The following is a 15,446-nucleotide window of genomic DNA, read 5'->3' as shown; positions in this document are numbered from 1 at the left end:
TGAGTTGGGCCAAAGCAGGTCAAAACATGATTGAGAAATACGATTACATCATCATCGGTGCCGGCTCTGCCGGTAACGTGCTCGCCACCCGCCTGACCGAAGACAGCGACGTTAACGTGCTGCTGCTCGAAGCCGGTGGCCCGGATTATCGCTTCGATTTCCGCACCCAAATGCCCGCCGCGCTGGCGTATCCATTGCAAGGCCGTCGCTACAACTGGGCTTACGAGACCGACCCGGAACCGTACATGAACAACCGCCGCATGGAATGCGGGCGCGGCAAAGGCCTCGGCGGCTCGTCGCTGATCAACGGCATGTGCTACATCCGTGGCAATGCTATGGACTACGACGGCTGGGCCAAAGCGCCAGGCCTTGAGGACTGGAGTTATCTGGATTGCCTGCCGTATTTTCGCAAGGCTGAAACCCGCGATATCGGCGCCAACAATTACCACGGCGGCGATGGCCCGGTCAGCGTAACCACGCCCAAGGCCGGCAATAACCCGCTGTTTCACGCCATGATCGAGGCCGGCATGCAAGCCGGGTATCCGCGCACCGATGACCTCAACGGTTATCAGCAGGAAGGCTTTGGCCCGATGGACCGCACCGTAACGCCGAAAGGCCGGCGCGCCAGCACCGCACGCGGTTATCTCGATCAGGCACGCGGGCGCAGCAATCTGACCATCGTCACGCACGCCCTTACCGACCGGATATTATTCAACGCTAAACGCGCGGTCGGTGTGGCGTATCTGCAAGGCGACAGCAATGAGCCCACCATCGTGCATGCGCGGCGCGAAGTGCTGTTGTGCAGTGGCGCGATTGCTTCACCGCAAATACTTCAGCGTTCCGGTGTGGGCGCGGCCGAGCTGATTCGCGAGCTTGATGTCGAGTTGGTGCACGACCTGCCGGGTGTCGGTGAAAACCTGCAGGACCACCTTGAGATGTACCTGCAATACGCCTGCAAGCAGCCGGTGTCGCTGTATCCGGCGCTGCAATGGTGGAACCAGCCGAAGATCGGCGCTGAGTGGATGTTCCTCGGCAAAGGCGTCGGCGCCAGCAATCAGTTCGAGGCCGGCGGTTTCATCCGCTCGCGTCCCGAGTTTGAGTGGCCGAATATTCAGTACCACTTCTTGCCGGTGGCGATTAATTACAACGGCAGCAATGCAGTCAAGGAACACGGTTTTCAGGCGCACGTCGGTTCCATGCGTTCGCCGAGCAGGGGTCGCGTGCGGGCCAAGTCGAAAGACCCGCGCCAGCACCCGAGCATTCTCTTCAATTACATGTCGCACGAACAGGATTGGCAGGAGTTTCGCGACGGTATCCGCATCACCCGCGAGATCATGTCGCAAGTGGCGCTCGATCCGTATCGCGGCCGCGAGCTGAGCCCTGGCGTGAACGTGAACAGCGACGCTGAACTGGACGAATTTGTCCGTCAGCATGCCGAAACCGCATTTCACCCTTCATGCACCTGCAAGATGGGCACAGACGACATGGCCGTGGTCGACGGCGAAGGCCGCGTGCATGGTCTGGACGGTTTGCGCGTGATCGATGCCTCGATCATGCCGCTGATCACCACCGGCAACCTCAACGCGCCAACGATCATGATCGCCGAGAAAATCGCCGACAAGATCCGTGGTCGTGCGCCCCTGCCGCGCAGCACCGCGCCGTATTACGTGGCCAACGGCGCCGCCGTACGCGGCCCGTCAATGCGCTAGTCGGCCTGGCGAAACGCATTGTTCGCCCGCCAAAGCTGCGGACTCCACCCCATTAAAAGGTGGAATCCGCAACGCAGTTTGCCCATGAAACCGGTCAAACCAAGGCGCCTTGAATGCCCTACCCGGTTGGCAGCCACGGCGCGTAACGGGCTCTGGCACGCAGTTTTATGGGGCCAGCCGCAGGCAAAAAACACCATGATGGATTAAAGTTGCTGGCACGCCCTCGCCAGTAATCGACCCCATCATGCTTGATGCCCGCACCGCCAAGATGCTGCCCTGGATCGTCGCGATTGCATTCTTCATGCAAACCCTCGACGGTACGATTCTCAATACTGCACTGCCAAGCATGGCGGCGGATCTGCAAGAGAATCCGCTGCGCATGCAATCGGTGGTGATTGCCTACATGCTCACCGTGGCGGTACTGATTCCGGCCTCGGGCTGGATCGCCGACCGCTTCGGCACACGGCGCATCTTCTTCGGCGCAATCCTGCTGTTCACCCTCGGTTCCCTGCTCTGCGCGCTCTCGCCATCGCTGAATATGCTGGTCGGCGCGCGGGTGATTCAGGGCCTTGGCGGCGCCTTGATGATGCCCGTCGGGCGCTTAGTGGTGTTGCGTGCCTATCCGCGCACAGAGCTGGTGCGGATCATGAGTTTCATTACCGTGCCGGCGCTGCTCGGCCCACTGATTGGCCCGACACTGGGCGGCTGGCTGGTTGAATACACCAGCTGGCACTGGATATTTCTCATCAACATCCCGGTCGGCATATTGGGTTGCTGGGCGGCGTGGAAGGTCATGCCGGATCTGCGCGGCGCCGAGCGTACCCGTTTCGACCTGCCGGGCTTTTGCCTGTTTGGCGCGGCCATGTTGCTGATCAGCATTGCTCTCGAAGGCCTCGGTGAGATGCACCTGCCACACGTTCGCGTGTTGATGTTGCTGCTCGGCGGCATCGCGTGCCTGGCCGTGTATTGGTTACGTGCCGGGCATACCGAGAACGCCTTGTTCCACCCGCGCCTGTTCAACACCCGCTCGTTTGCCGTGGGCATTCTCGGCAATCTGTTTGCCCGCCTGGGCAGCGGCGCGTTGCCGTTCCTCACGCCTTTGCTGCTGCAGGTAGCGATGGGTTACTCACCGGCGCAGGCCGGCATGAGCATGATCCCGCTGGCATTGGCGGCGATGCTGGTCAAACCGCTGGCCAATCCACTGATCAACCGCCTCGGTTATCGCCGCGTACTCACCACCAACACCTTGCTGCTGGGTTTGCTGATTGCCAGCATGGCGTTGATTGATAACGACAGCTCGCGGATTCAGCTTCTGGTGCAACTGTTTCTGATTGGCGCGGTGAACTCGCTGCAATTCACCGCCATGAATGCTGTGACCCTGATTGATCTGCCCGACGCCGACGCCAGCAGCGGCAATGGCCTGCTCTCGGTAGTGGCGCAGTTGTCGATGAGTTTCGGGGTGGCGGCGGCGGCCGCATTGCTGGGCGGTTTCACGCTGGACAATGAGGACAGCGCAGACGGCGTACTCAGGGCTTTCCATGCCACGTATCTGTGTATCGGCGGTTTGTCGATGCTCGCCGCGGCGCTGTTTCTGCAACTGCCACGGCGCGGCAGCCGTCATCGCAAGAAGGACATACCGGACGTAGACGACTGAGCAGCGGCGAGGCGCTGTCGGATTACGGCCACTTTTAGCGATCAAAGGCGCCCATTACCCCACAGGTTGGCGCAAGTTACGCCGCGCCACCTGCTACACTGCGCGCCATTCCGTTCTGCAGGTCTTTACCGTGACTAACACCGCTTTTTCTTCACTGCCGCTGTCTGATGCCATGCTGGCCAACCTTGAATCCCTCGGCTACGCCGAAATGACCCCGATTCAGGCGCAAAGCCTGCCGGTGATCCTCAAGGGTATGGACCTGATCGCTCAGGCCAAGACCGGCAGTGGTAAAACGGCCGCCTTTGGTATTGGCCTGCTCAACCCGCTCAACCCGCGCTTTTTCGGCTGTCAGGCACTGGTCATGTGCCCGACCCGCGAATTGGCCGATCAGGTTGCCAAGGAAATCCGCCGGCTGGCGCGCAGTGCCGACAACATCAAGGTGCTGACCCTGTGCGGCGGCGTGCCCTTTGGCCCGCAGATCGGCTCGCTGGAGCACGGCGCGCAGATCATCGTCGGCACGCCGGGGCGCATCCAGCAGCATCTGGCCAAAGGCACACTGAAACTCGACGGTCTGAATACTCTGGTTCTCGACGAAGCCGATCGCATGCTCGACATGGGTTTCTACGACAGCATCGCCGAAATCATCAGCCACACCCCGGACCGCCGTCAGACGTTGCTGTTCTCGGCCACCTACCCGAGCAGCATCAAGCAGCTTTCGGCATCGTTCATGCGCGACCCGCAGCGAGTTAAAGCCGAGGCCATGCACGACGACACGCAAATCGAACAGCGCTTCTACGAAATTTCCCCGGAAGAGCGCATGGACGCCGTGGTCAAAGTGCTTGCCAGCGCTCGCCCGGAGTCTGCGGTGGCGTTCTGCTTCACCAAGCAACAGTGCCAGGAAGTGGTCGAGCACCTGACCGCCAACGGCATTTCTGCCGGCGCGTTGAACGGCGACCTTGAGCAGAAAGACCGCGACCAGATTCTGGCGATGTTTGCCAACCGCAGCCTGTCGGTTCTGGTGGCCACCGATGTGGCGGCGCGAGGTCTGGATATCGACGCACTCGACATGGTGATCAACGTCGAGCTGGCGCGTGACTCGGAAACCCACATTCACCGCGTAGGCCGTACCGGTCGTGCGGGCGCCAAAGGGGTTGCCGTCAGCCTGGTAGCGCCGCCAGAAGCGCATCGCGCTCAGGCGGTGGAAAAGCTCCAGCAGGGTGCGCTGACCTGGCATCCGCTGAGCAGCCTCAAGCCGATGGCAGGCGAGCCGTTGCAGCCGCCGATGATCACCCTGTGCATTGGCGCCGGGCGCAAAGACAAACTGCGCCCCGGTGACATTCTCGGCGCCCTGACTGGCGATGCCGGAATTCCGGGCTCGGCCGTCGGCAAGATTGCGATCTTCGACTTCCAGGCCTATGTCGCGGTCGAACGCAGCGCTGCCAAGCAAGCGCTCAGCCGCCTCAACAGCGGCAAGATCAAAGGCCGCACGTTGCGCGTTCGCGCCCTCTGAGCGCTAACCGCTCCGGCCGATTGTTTGATCCAGCCTATGCGCTGAAACAATCGGCCGCTTTACGGCTCTACTAAGCTAATGGCCTTGCCATATCAACCTTAGGAGCCAAACGTGAATCTGATTAAAACCCTCTCAACTGTTGCACTGTTGGCGCTCGCCTCCTTGAGCTACGCCGCAGACGGCCTGACGGCCCTGAAAAGCCCACACAGTGTCGACGAGACCCTGCAACGCATCGAGCAATCACTCGCCAAGCGCGAGCTGAAAGTGTTCGCCAATATCGACCACAGCGCCGGCGCAAAAAGCATCGGGCAAACCTTGCGGCCAACCCGCCTGCTGATATTCGGCAACCCCAAGGGCGGTACGCCGCTGATGCAGTGTGCGCAAACCAGCGGGATCGATCTGCCGCTGAAAATGCTGGTCTGGGAGGATGAGGCAAAACAGGTTTGGGTGGGTTACAACGACCCGGCCTATATCGGCAAGCGCCATGATGCGGGCGATTGCGCCGTGATTCCCAAACTGGAGAAAGCCCTGCAGGGCATCGCCGCTGAAGCCACTGCATCCTGATAATCGCAATCGCGACTGCGCACACACAGCGCGCAGCAGTTTTGCAGAGGATTACCTAACCTTCGGGTAAACTGCGCGCTTGTGCGCCGGCGATTCGGCGCTGCGTCGTGTTGAGGGAAATGCTGTGCTCGCTGCAAATGTCGTGATCATCGGTGCCGGTGCTGCCGGTTTAATGTGCGCCCTGACAGCCGCTGGCCGTGGCCGCAGCGTGCTGCTGCTGGATCACGCCAACAAGGCCGGCAAGAAAATCCTCATGTCCGGCGGCGGTCGCTGCAACTTCACCAACATGTATTGCGAGCCAGAGAACTTTCTCTCCACCAATCCGCACTTCTGCAAATCTGCTCTGGCGCGTTATACCCAGTGGGATTTCATCGGTTTGGTCGGCAAGCACGGCGTGCCGTATCACGAGAAAAAACTCGGCCAGCTGTTTTGCGACAACAAATCGAGTGACATTCTCGCCATGCTCCTCGCCGAGTGCGATGAAGCCGGCGTGGACCTGCGTCTTGAAACCTCGGTCGAACAAATCGACAAAACCGACGCGGGCTACACATTGCTCACCAGCGCTGGCAAAGTCAGTTGCGAGTCACTGGTGATTGCCACGGGCGGCCTGTCGATTCCAACACTGGGCGCCACCGGCTTCGGTTATCAGGTGGCCCGCCAGTTCGGCCACAGCATACTGCCGACCCGCGCCGGCCTGGTGCCGTTCACGATTACCGACCCGCAGCTGAAAACCCTGTGCACGGAATTATCCGGCACCTCGGTTGAAGATTGTCTGGTGAGCTGCAACGGCACCACGTTCCGCGAGAACATCCTGTTTACTCACCGCGGCCTGAGTGGCCCGGCGATTTTGCAGATTTCATCGTTCTGGCAGCCGGGCGATACCGTACACATCGACCTGCTGCCGCACATTGACCTGCCCGAATGGCTGGTCACCCAGCAGCAGGAACGCCCCAACAGCGAATTGAAAACCCTGCTCAGCGAATTGCTGACCAAGAAGATGGTCACCCTGCTGGCAGACAACTGGTTCAGCAACAAACCCATGAAGCAGTACACGCCTGCCGAGCTGAAACAGATCGCCAGCAAGTTCTCGGACTGGCAACTGGTGCCTGCAGGCACGGAAGGCTATCGCACCGCCGAAGTAACGCTGGGCGGGGTTGATAGCCACGAAATCTCGTCAAAAACTATGGAGTCGCTAAAGTCTCCGGGGCTGTATTTCATCGGTGAAGTACTGGATGTTACCGGCCATCTTGGCGGGTTCAACTTCCAATGGGCCTGGGCTTCCGGATACGCCGCTGCGCAATACGCGTGAGGCGTCTCGGAACCAACTCACACATTTAGGTTACTTAAGCAGTAGGACTACTGTGTTTGCATCAATGATGTTTCCTCAGACAAGGAAAGCAACCTGAATGACCCAAGACCAAGGCCTGATTTTCGCCATTTTGGCGGCCACAATCGGATTGTTTATATGGGGCCGCTGGCGACATGACATTGTCGCACTCGCCTCCTTGCTCGCCTGCGTAATCACCGGCCTGGTCCCAGAACAGGATGCGTTCGCAGGCTTTGGCCATCCCGCCGTGATTACCGTAGCCTGCGTGTTGGTGCTCAGCTACGGCCTGCAAACAACCGGCGCCATTGATGCTCTGGCGCAGCGCGTGCTGCCGAAAAATCTCGGCCCGGTGATGGCCATCGCCTCACTCACGGCGCTTGGTGCGCTGCTCTCGGCGTTCATGAACAACGTCGGTGCGCTGGCGTTACTCATGCCCATTGCGCTGCAAATCGCCAAGAAGCAAGACCTGCCGCCCGGACGCATCCTCATGCCGCTGGCCTTCGGTACCATTCTCGGCGGCATGACCACGCTGATCGGTACGCCGCCCAACCTGATTGTTTCAAGCTTTCGGGCCAAGACCGATGCCGGCCACTTTGCCATGTTTGATTTCAGCCCGGTTGGGGTCACCGTGGCGCTCAGCGGCGTGCTGTTCATCGCCCTGATCGGCTGGCGACTGGTGCCGAAACGTCAGGTCGGCAACGCCGCCAGTTTCGACACCGGCACCTACCTCACCGAAGCGCGGGTCAAGGAAGGCGGCAAAGCCGATGGCAAAACCCTGCGCGAAATAGAACAGTTGCTTGAGGAGGCCGATGCACAGGTGGTCGCCATGGTGCGCAATGCCTTGCGCCTGTCCGCGCCCAACCCCCGGCGCATCCTGCAAGCCGATGACGTTCTGGTAATCGAGGCAGACCCCGAGGCTCTTGGCTCGGTGCTGAGCAATCTCGGTTTGGGGCTGGAAGCCAAGATTGAAGCCGAGGCCAAGGCCGAAGAAGACGAAAAAGCCAAAAAGACCGAACCGAAAAAAACCGAGAAAGACGACAGCGAGAAGAAAGACAGCAACGGCGATGAGAGCAGCATGCTCGAAATGCTGGTTCGCCCCGACTCAACCCTGATCGGCCGCTCGGCACAAAGCATTCACCTGCGCAGCCGTCACTCACTTAACCTGCTGGCGATCTCCAGAGAAAGCCATCGTTCGGTCAAACGTTTGCGTTCAACCCTGATTCAAAGTGGCGACGTGCTGCTGATTCAAGGCCTGGCAGAGGACGCCGCCGAGTTCGCCAGTGAATACTCCTGCGTGCCGCTGGCCGATCGCTCAATCAGCATTCCCGACCCCGGCAAGGCCACACTGGCGCTTTGCGTCATGCTGTTGTCGATTATTGCGGCAGCATTCGGCCTGCTCTCTGCGGCCGTGGCATTCGCGCTTGGCGTGCTGGTTTACATGGTGATGCGGGTCATTCCGCTGCGCTCGCTGTACACCTCAATCGACTGGCCAGTGATTGTTTTGCTCGCGGCAATGATTCCGGTCGCAGGCGCCATGTCCGCAACGGGTGCGGCCGACCTGATCGCCAGAGAGTTGATGGAAACAGTCGCCCGGGGCCAACCGATTGCGGTGCTGGCACTGATTCTGGTGATCAGCATGACGCTCTCGGATTTCATGAACAACGCAGCTACTGCGGCGGTGATGTGCCAGATTGCCCTGAGTGCGGCCAATCAGCTGGGGGTTAATCCGGACTCGATGCTGATGGCGGTGGCGATTGGCGCGTCATGCTCATTCCTGACGCCGATTGGCCACCAGAACAACACGCTGATTCTCAGTCCCGGTGGCTTTCGCTTTGGCGATTACTGGCGGCTGGGTTTACCAATGGAGATACTTGTGGCGCTGATTAGCATACCCATGCTGCTGTGGGTTTGGCCGCTGTAAGCCGGCGTAACGTCTGGGCTAGGATCGATGCGCAGCCAGCGCGGTTGGCGGCGCATTGAGGCCAAGCACGATATCGAACCTGGCGACTTGCTTCTCAACTTTGGCGCCCGCGACCGGCACAAAAGGCACGATCAGTTTTTCGCGCCGGGCAGGACTGCTCAGTGCATTAAGTTGCGGGTCGCTGGCATTGTGCCGTTCACCGCGGATATAGCATTGCGTCACGAAACGTGGCTTGCCGGCCACACTCACGGCGATATTAATGTGCGGCGCACGCGTGCCGACTGCACCGGGGCGCACGGTTACAAAACTGTATTGGCCGTTGCTGTCGGTAATGGCCTGCCCGTAGCCCTGAAAATTTTCATCGCGTCCATGATGCTCATTGAAGTAATGGCCGCCGGCATCGGCCTGCCAGATTTCGACCTGAGCGCCCGCAACTGGCTCGCCCTGCGCATCGACAATTTGCCCGAATAGCTCGACCACAACACCGCTGGCCGCTTGCGTGTGCATGCGCACCTGGGTGAGATCATTGTCGCGGTCTTCGGGTAACTGCACCGGATAAAACGCCACGGATGCCTGCGCGGGGGTTGGCGCGCTGACCGCCCAAGCGGCAGGCGCCAGCAGAAAGCAGCTGCTGGCGATGGCAGTAACCCACAAGCGCTGGCGACCGAGGCACGGCATACAAAGCTCCCTGAGCAAGACGTACCTTCAGTTTAGCCACAGATCAAAGATGCTCCAGCACACTGGTTGCAGACTTATAGGCAAGGCCATGCGCCTGCGCAACGCTGTCGCAGGTGATAACGCCCCGGGCCACGTTCAAGCCGTTGCACAGATGGGCGTCGCTCTCCAGCGCTGAGCGGGTGCCCTTCTCGGCCAGGGCAATGACAAATGGCAGCGTTGCATTATTCAACGCCAGCGTTGAAGTCCGCGCCACAGCGCCCGGCATGTTGGCGACGCAATAGTGCACCACCTCATCCACCACGTAAGTCGGTTTGTCGTGAGTGGTGGCCTTGGAGGTTTCGGCACAGCCGCCCTGATCAATCGCCACATCCACCAACACCGAACCTGGCAACATGCTGCTGACCATCTCCGCCGTCACCAGTTTTGGCGCCGCGGCGCCAGGAATCAATACACCGCCGATTACCAGATCGGCTGCCAATACTTGCTGGCGCACCACGCTGCGTGTTGAGTAGAGCGTGGTGATGCGATTGCCATACAGCGAATCCAGCCGGCGCAGTGCATCGACGCTCTTATCCAGCACCGTGACATCAGCGCCGAGGCCGACGGCCATCGCCAGTGCATGACTGCCAACCACTCCACCGCCCAGTATCACCACCTTGCCCGGCGCGACGCCTGGCACGCCACCGAGCAACACGCCGCGCCCGCCTTTGGCTTTTTCCAGACAACTGGCACCGGCCTGAATCGACATGCGCCCGGCAACCTCAGACATCGGCGCCAGCAAGGGCAACCGTCCGTGATTGTCGGTGACCGTTTCGTAGGCAATGCAGGTGGCGCCGCTGGCGATCAGGTCATCGGTTTGCGCCCGGTCCGGTGCCAGATGCAGGTAGGTAAACAGGGTGTGATCGGGCCGGAGCATGGCGCGTTCAGCGGCTAACGGTTCCTTGACCTTAACCACCAGAGAGGCCGATTCGAACACAGCCTGAGCGCTGCTGGATATTTGCGCGCCTGCCGCAATGTAATCCTCATCGCTGAAACCTATCTCGGCACCGGCGCGGGTTTCGATAAAAACCTCATGGCCCAATGCAGTGAGTTCGGCTACCGAATGCGGCGTGAGGCCGACACGGTATTCATGGTTTTTTATTTCTTTGGGTACGCCGATGCGCATAGCCACCTCCAAGCAGTCAGGGAGAACGGGTTGCCATCCATTCAGTCTAGAAAACCCGCTGCCTGTACCAACCTGAATAGTCGGACTTTTTCAGGGATATCACCTGAATCGAACGAATTTTCGCCAATCCAGAAACAAAAAAGGCGCCGAGCACTGTGTCTCGACGCCTTGATCGTATCGCGTAGGGCTTAGCTGCCTTGCCCGAACAGTAACTTGCGCGCCTCGGGAGTGAGCAGCGCCTGCGCATCCGGATTAACTTCCAGCGCCATCGCGTAAGCGCGTTGAACCGCAGGGCGTGCAGCCATGCGTTCAAGCCAAAGCGCCATGTTCGGGAAGTCTTCAATGCGCTGTTTTTGCCCTTCCCAGACTCGCGCCCACGGATAAATAGCCATGTCGGCGATTGAATAATCACCGGCAACATACTCGCGGCCATCCAACTGGCGATCCAGTACGCCGTATAAACGCGCCGTTTCCTTCACGTAGCGCTCAATAGCATACGGCACGGGCTCGGGCGCATAGCGATTGAAATGGTGATTCTGCCCGGCCATGGGGCCTAAACCGCCCATTTGCCAATGCAGCCATTGCAACACCTGCATCCGCGAACGCACAGCCGTTGGCAGAAACTGCCCCGACTTATCGGCAAGGTACTCAAGGATCGCGCCCGACTCGAACAGCGCAAGCGGCTCGCCGCCATCAGCGGGCTGGTGGTCGACAATCGCCGGGATGCGGTTGTTCGGGGCAATCTTCAAGAACTCTGGCGCAAACTGCTCGCCCTTGCCGATATGAATCGGGCATACCCGATAGTCGAGCCCTGCCTCCTCAAGGAAAATACTCACCTTGTGGCCGTTTGGCGTCGTCCAATAATAAAGGTCGATCATCGCAGGGCTCCGTTGTATCAGGCGGCGCGGACAACCGGGCCATGTTGAGTTTCATAATCCTTGAGGATGCGCTGGAACCAGGCGTCCACGGCCGAGCCAGACTCCCAGGGCTGCTCGCCCAAACACCAGGCCCAGAAGAACAGGCCGGCAATCAGGTAATCAGTGCCCGCTGGCGTTTCGCCATCCAGATACGGCTGGTCTTTAAGCCACCCTTCAAGCGGTGCAGCGGCTTTGCCGAATGCGTCAATTCCAGCTTCGCGGTCGGCAAAATCTTCCAATGTAGTGCCCAGGGCCTTTTCACGGCTGGTGCGGAAATATTCTTTGTCGGCTTCGTCGATGCAGGCGAATACACGCGGCACCAGAATCTTCAGCAACGGCATGCGCAGTGCGCCGAAAATCAGGCGCTCCAGAAGACGTGCCCGGTTGGCTGAAACAGCATCACCGAGCAGCGGCTTTTGCGGATACTGCGCATCGAGGTAGCTGAAAATTGCCATGCTGTCGTTCACAGCGGTTTCGCCGTCACGGATGACCGGCACCGCTTTCTGACCGGAAAACTCAATCGGCTGTTTATCGGTAAAGCGCAGCGGCTGGCTGGTGAAAGGCAGGTCCTTGTGCGCCAGCGCCAATCTCACTCGCCAGCAGTACGGTGAAAACAAATGCTCGGGGTTGGCACCGCGTAGTTCGAATAACTCAATCATCATCGTTCCCTGTAATGGTTCAAGGTGGTATTAGCGCAAGGTGCTCATGACCGTTGCGACGGTGGACTCGATGCTCGCGGCCGGTAACCCTGACTTGACCTGGGTACGTAAACCGCTCATCACGCATTGCAAATAGCGCCCAAGGGCGCGGGTGTCGGCGCCCGGAGCCAACTCGCCAGCGGCTTGAGCGCGCTCCAGTGCAGCACTGAATACCTGACAAAAGCCTTCGGTGGCCGCTTGCACCTGGCTCAAGACCTGTGGCTCGCTGAGCGAGAACTCATTGGCCACATTAACCAGCATGCAGCCACGCGGGACGCCATCAAGGCCTTCGTCATCAAGCACACCGAGCAGGCGACTGCGGATGTACTCAAGTGGCGAATCCGCCTCCTCCAGCAACGTCAGCAACATTTGCTGGCGTTGGCCGCAGTAATGGCTGAACGCAGCCTCAAACCAGGCCAGCTTGCTGGGGTAGGTTTGATAGAGACTGCTTTTCGACAAGCCGGTCGCGCTAAGCAGGTCTTGCAGGGAAGTGGCTTCATAGCCACGCTGCCAAAAGACCTGCATGGCACTCTCAAGGGCCTGCTCGGGGCAAAATGATTTGGGGCGTCCACGGTTCATGGATCTATTTATGAACCGAGCGGTTCCAAATTGCAACCCCCGAACAAACAGCGCGCCCTCAAACAATTGTTTTCAATCACCGGCAACAGGTCGTAGCACCGCGCCTAGCTGATCCGCTAATCTTTAACGACTCATGTCTGCAAGGCCAGTCGATGCCCAGCACCTCACTTCGTCATTCGCTTCGCCGCCTCTGGGCACTGGAAAAATTTGGCTACAGCTTGCGGGTGTTCATTGCCCTCGCCGGCGGCTTGATCCTTTGCTGGAGTCAGGGCTGGATGGAGGCGCTGATCCCGGTTTTTCTCGGGGTGATCGCCAGCGCGCTGGCAGAAACCGATGACAGCTGGAGTGGCCGCCTGCGGGCGCTGCTGGTCACCCTCGCCTGCTTCACGGCCGCGGCCTACGCGATAGAACTGTTATTTCCCTACCCTTGGTTATTTGTCAGTGCGCTGGCGGTTTCCGCCTTCTGCCTGACCATGCTCGGCGCTCTGGGCGAGCGCTATGCAACGCTGGGCCAGGCCACGTTGATTCTCTCGGTTTACAGCATGATCAGCGTCGAGCAGCGCGGCGTGTCTGATCACTTCAGCTTGCAGCCGCTGATTCTGGTGGCCGCCGCCGCGTGGTACGGCTTGCTCTCGGTTCTCTGGCATGCCCTGTTTGCCAATCAGCCCGTGCAGCAGAGCCTTGCCCGGTTGTTCCGCGAGCTGGGCCAGTACCTCAAGCTCAAGGCCGCGCTGTTCGAGCCATTACGCCAGCTCGATGTCGAAGAGCGCAGGCTGGCACTGGCCAAGCAGAACGGCAAGGTTGTCGCCGCACTGAATGCGACCAAGGAAATAATCCTACACCGCGTTGGCAGCGGTCGGCCCGGCGTTAAAGTCAGCCGCTACCTGAAGCTGTATTTCCTGGCGCAGGATATTCACGAGCGCGCCAGCTCATCGCACTACCCGTACACCCAACTGGCCGACGCATTTTTTCACAGCGACGTACTGTTTCGCTGTCAGCGCCTGCTGCGTTTGCATGGCGAAGCGTGCCAGCGGCTGGCTCAGGCCATTGAGCTGCGCCAGCCTTACGAGTTTCGCGCGCTGTGCTCCGAGGCGCTGGAAGACCTGCATCAGTCGCTCGACTACCTGCGCCAGCAGAACAACCCGCAGTGGCGGCACCTGCTGCGCTCACTTAAGGCGCTCACAGGCAACCTCGGCACGCTGGACCAACTGCTGAGCAACGCCAGCAATCCCGATGCACTGGCCGAAGAGCAGGACAGCAGCCTGTTCGACCGCGAGCCGCAATCGTTCAAGGATGTCTGGGAGCGACTGCGCCAACAACTCACCCCGACCGCCCTGCTGTTTCGCCATGCGCTGCGCTTATCCATTGCACTGGCGGTGGGTTACGGCATTCTGCAATGGATTCACCCGACCAAGGGCTACTGGATTCTTCTGACCACGCTGTTCGTCTGCCAACCCAACTACGGAGCAACCCGACGCAAACTGGTGCAGCGTGTGTGGGGCACCGTGTTGGGCCTGGTCATTGGATGGGCGCTGTTCGACCTGTTCCCTTCGCAGGAAGTACAGGCCCTGTTTGCAGTGGTCGCCGGTGTGGCCTTCTTCGCCACACGAAGCACGCGTTACACGATGGCCACAGCGGCGATCACATTACTGGTGCTGTTCTGCTTCAACCAGACCGGCGACAGCTACGGGCTGTTCGTTCCACGATTGGTGGACACACTGATCGGCGGTTTGATTGCCGGCCTGGCGGTGATGCTGATTCTGCCCGACTGGCAAGGCAGGCGTTTGAGCAGCGTGGTGGCTAACACGCTGACCTGCAACAGCGTGTACCTGCGCCAGATTATTACCCAGTACGCACAGGGCAAACGCGACGACCTGAATTACCGGCTGGCCCGGCGCAATGCGCACAACGCCGATGCGGCGCTGTCCACAACGCTGGCCAATATGCTGATGGAGCCGGGGCATTTTCGTAAGGATGCCGACATCGGCTTCCGCTTTCTGGTGCTGTCGCACACCCTGCTCAGTTATCTCTCCGGGCTCGGCGCGCATCGTGGCGAATCGTTACTGGCACCCGAACAGACTCACCTGCTTGATGACGCCTCAAGCATTGCCGATTCGCTTGAGGAGATTGCCGGTCACTTGCGCGCCAAGACCCGCGTGCCGATCCACAGCGATAGCGAGGAGCAATTGGCGCAAAGCCTTGAGCAGGTCAGCGAAGACCTCGATGACCAACAGCGTCTGGTGCAAACCCAGCTGGCCTTGATCTGCCGTCAGCTCGGGCCGCTGCGCACCCTGGCCGCGCATTTGCTCAAGCCCCCCAAGAATCAAGCTGCCGAAACCTGAGCCGCTGGGCTCAGGCCTGTTCTGCAGCAGGCAGTTGGTGCCGGCGGCGAATGGTCAGGTCGATTTTCAGGCAGATGCCGGTGAGCAGCAAAAAAGCCACAGCTAGATTGCCGCGTGTAAATTCGATACCCAATGTGCTGCCGATCCACCGCGCAAACGCATCCGGATTGCTTGCCAGCAAAGCACCAACCGGCACCACCACACACAGAAACATGAATCCAATGGCGCGAAGAAATGACATGGGAACCCTCATTGTTGTTTTCTGCCAGCATGCGATGCCTGGCCAATCAGGCAAACTAGACCTTGGTACAAAGCGCAGCCTCCACAGCGCAGCGAGCCGCCACACTTTCAGTTAACCTGCGCGCCTGCCCAGCCGATACGA

Annotated in this window: 13 protein-coding genes; 7 read left to right on the top strand and 6 right to left on the bottom strand. The window is 59.8% G+C overall.

Features of this window, described 5'->3' with window-relative positions:
• Window positions 1-26: 26 nt before the first annotated feature.
• From betA to FEZ62_RS10190, 6 genes are all read left to right on the top strand, one after another.
• Complete coding sequence (betA, locus tag FEZ62_RS10215; protein WP_172927557.1) at window positions 27-1,709, top strand: choline dehydrogenase; 1,683 nt, start codon at window positions 27-29, stop codon at window positions 1,707-1,709.
• A 244-nt stretch (window positions 1,710-1,953) separates the two neighbouring features.
• Complete coding sequence (gene mdtD, locus FEZ62_RS10210) at window positions 1,954-3,363, top strand: multidrug transporter subunit MdtD (RefSeq protein ID WP_172927556.1); 1,410 nt, start codon at window positions 1,954-1,956, stop codon at window positions 3,361-3,363.
• A gap of 130 nt (window positions 3,364-3,493) precedes the next feature.
• A complete protein-coding gene (gene dbpA / locus FEZ62_RS10205; protein WP_069898222.1) occupies window positions 3,494-4,873 on the top strand; it encodes an ATP-dependent RNA helicase DbpA in 1,380 nt (459 codons plus the stop codon).
• 111 nt (window positions 4,874-4,984) lie between these two features.
• Window positions 4,985-5,437 carry a DUF302 domain-containing protein gene (locus FEZ62_RS10200; protein WP_345940437.1) on the top strand — a complete coding sequence of 151 codons (453 nt, stop codon included), beginning with the start codon at window positions 4,985-4,987 and terminating at the stop codon, window positions 5,435-5,437.
• Between the two features lie 124 nt (window positions 5,438-5,561).
• Window positions 5,562-6,746: an aminoacetone oxidase family FAD-binding enzyme gene (locus FEZ62_RS10195; RefSeq protein WP_172927555.1), complete on the top strand. Its 1,185-nt coding sequence runs from the start codon at window positions 5,562-5,564 to the stop codon at window positions 6,744-6,746.
• Between the two features lie 97 nt (window positions 6,747-6,843).
• On the top strand, window positions 6,844-8,685 hold the full coding sequence (locus FEZ62_RS10190; protein ID WP_172927554.1) for an SLC13 family permease: 1,842 nt from the start codon (window positions 6,844-6,846) through the stop codon (window positions 8,683-8,685).
• An 18-nt stretch (window positions 8,686-8,703) separates the two neighbouring features.
• Here the strand turns inward: FEZ62_RS10190 and FEZ62_RS10185 are convergent, their stop codons facing one another.
• From FEZ62_RS10185 to FEZ62_RS10165, 5 genes are all read right to left on the bottom strand, one after another.
• On the bottom strand, window positions 8,704-9,363 hold the full coding sequence (locus tag FEZ62_RS10185; protein WP_172927553.1) for a protocatechuate 3,4-dioxygenase: 660 nt from the start codon (window positions 9,361-9,363) through the stop codon (window positions 8,704-8,706).
• Between the two features lie 43 nt (window positions 9,364-9,406).
• Window positions 9,407-10,528, bottom strand: a complete 1,122-nt coding sequence (ald, locus tag FEZ62_RS10180; protein ID WP_150547755.1) for an alanine dehydrogenase — start codon at window positions 10,526-10,528, stop codon at window positions 9,407-9,409.
• A 188-nt stretch (window positions 10,529-10,716) separates the two neighbouring features.
• On the bottom strand, window positions 10,717-11,406 hold the full coding sequence (locus tag FEZ62_RS10175; protein WP_172927552.1) for a glutathione S-transferase N-terminal domain-containing protein: 690 nt from the start codon (window positions 11,404-11,406) through the stop codon (window positions 10,717-10,719).
• A gap of 17 nt (window positions 11,407-11,423) precedes the next feature.
• Window positions 11,424-12,104 (bottom strand): glutathione S-transferase family protein, encoded by a 681-nt coding sequence (locus tag FEZ62_RS10170; RefSeq protein ID WP_172927551.1) that lies wholly within the window; start codon window positions 12,102-12,104, stop codon window positions 11,424-11,426.
• Between the two features lie 30 nt (window positions 12,105-12,134).
• The gene (locus tag FEZ62_RS10165) at window positions 12,135-12,668 is read right to left on the bottom strand and encodes a TetR/AcrR family transcriptional regulator (RefSeq protein ID WP_172927550.1); all 534 of its coding nucleotides are present in this window, start codon (window positions 12,666-12,668) and stop codon (window positions 12,135-12,137) included.
• 206 nt (window positions 12,669-12,874) lie between these two features.
• Between FEZ62_RS10165 and yccS the strand changes: the two genes are divergently transcribed.
• The gene (gene yccS / locus FEZ62_RS10160; protein WP_172927549.1) at window positions 12,875-15,064 is read left to right on the top strand and encodes a YccS family putative transporter; all 2,190 of its coding nucleotides are present in this window, start codon (window positions 12,875-12,877) and stop codon (window positions 15,062-15,064) included.
• A 10-nt stretch (window positions 15,065-15,074) separates the two neighbouring features.
• Here the strand turns inward: yccS and FEZ62_RS10155 are convergent, their stop codons facing one another.
• Window positions 15,075-15,305 (bottom strand): hypothetical protein, encoded by a 231-nt coding sequence (locus tag FEZ62_RS10155; RefSeq protein WP_172927548.1) that lies wholly within the window; start codon window positions 15,303-15,305, stop codon window positions 15,075-15,077.
• Window positions 15,306-15,446 lie beyond the last annotated feature (141 nt).

The sequence above is a fragment of the Pseudomonas sp. MS19 genome (assembly GCF_013277615.1).
In the GTDB taxonomy this organism is placed as follows: Bacteria; Pseudomonadota; Gammaproteobacteria; order Pseudomonadales; family Pseudomonadaceae; genus Aquipseudomonas; species Aquipseudomonas marincola.
Note: the sequence above shows the minus strand (reverse complement) of the source record. Positions and strands in the feature narration are given on the sequence as shown.

Excerpts from the sequence above, each read along its gene's own strand:
- FEZ62_RS10175 (WP_172927552.1), bottom strand. The coding sequence starts at position 11,406 with ATGATCGACCTTTATTATTGGACGACGCCAAACGGCCACAAGGTGAGT.
- FEZ62_RS10185 (WP_172927553.1), bottom strand. The coding sequence starts at position 9,363 with ATGCCGTGCCTCGGTCGCCAGCGCTTGTGGGTTACTGCCATCGCCAGC.
- FEZ62_RS10165 (WP_172927550.1), bottom strand. The coding sequence starts at position 12,668 with ATGCAGGTCTTTTGGCAGCGTGGCTATGAAGCCACTTCCCTGCAAGAC.
- betA (WP_172927557.1), top strand. The coding sequence starts at position 27 with ATGATTGAGAAATACGATTACATCATCATCGGTGCCGGCTCTGCCGGT.
- mdtD (WP_172927556.1), top strand. The coding sequence starts at position 1,954 with ATGCTTGATGCCCGCACCGCCAAGATGCTGCCCTGGATCGTCGCGATT.
- FEZ62_RS10170 (WP_172927551.1), bottom strand. The coding sequence starts at position 12,104 with ATGATTGAGTTATTCGAACTACGCGGTGCCAACCCCGAGCATTTGTTT.
- ald (WP_150547755.1), bottom strand. The coding sequence starts at position 10,528 with ATGCGCATCGGCGTACCCAAAGAAATAAAAAACCATGAATACCGTGTC.
- FEZ62_RS10190 (WP_172927554.1), top strand. The coding sequence starts at position 6,844 with ATGACCCAAGACCAAGGCCTGATTTTCGCCATTTTGGCGGCCACAATC.
- FEZ62_RS10155 (WP_172927548.1), bottom strand. The coding sequence starts at position 15,305 with ATGTCATTTCTTCGCGCCATTGGATTCATGTTTCTGTGTGTGGTGGTG.
- yccS (WP_172927549.1), top strand. The coding sequence starts at position 12,875 with ATGCCCAGCACCTCACTTCGTCATTCGCTTCGCCGCCTCTGGGCACTG.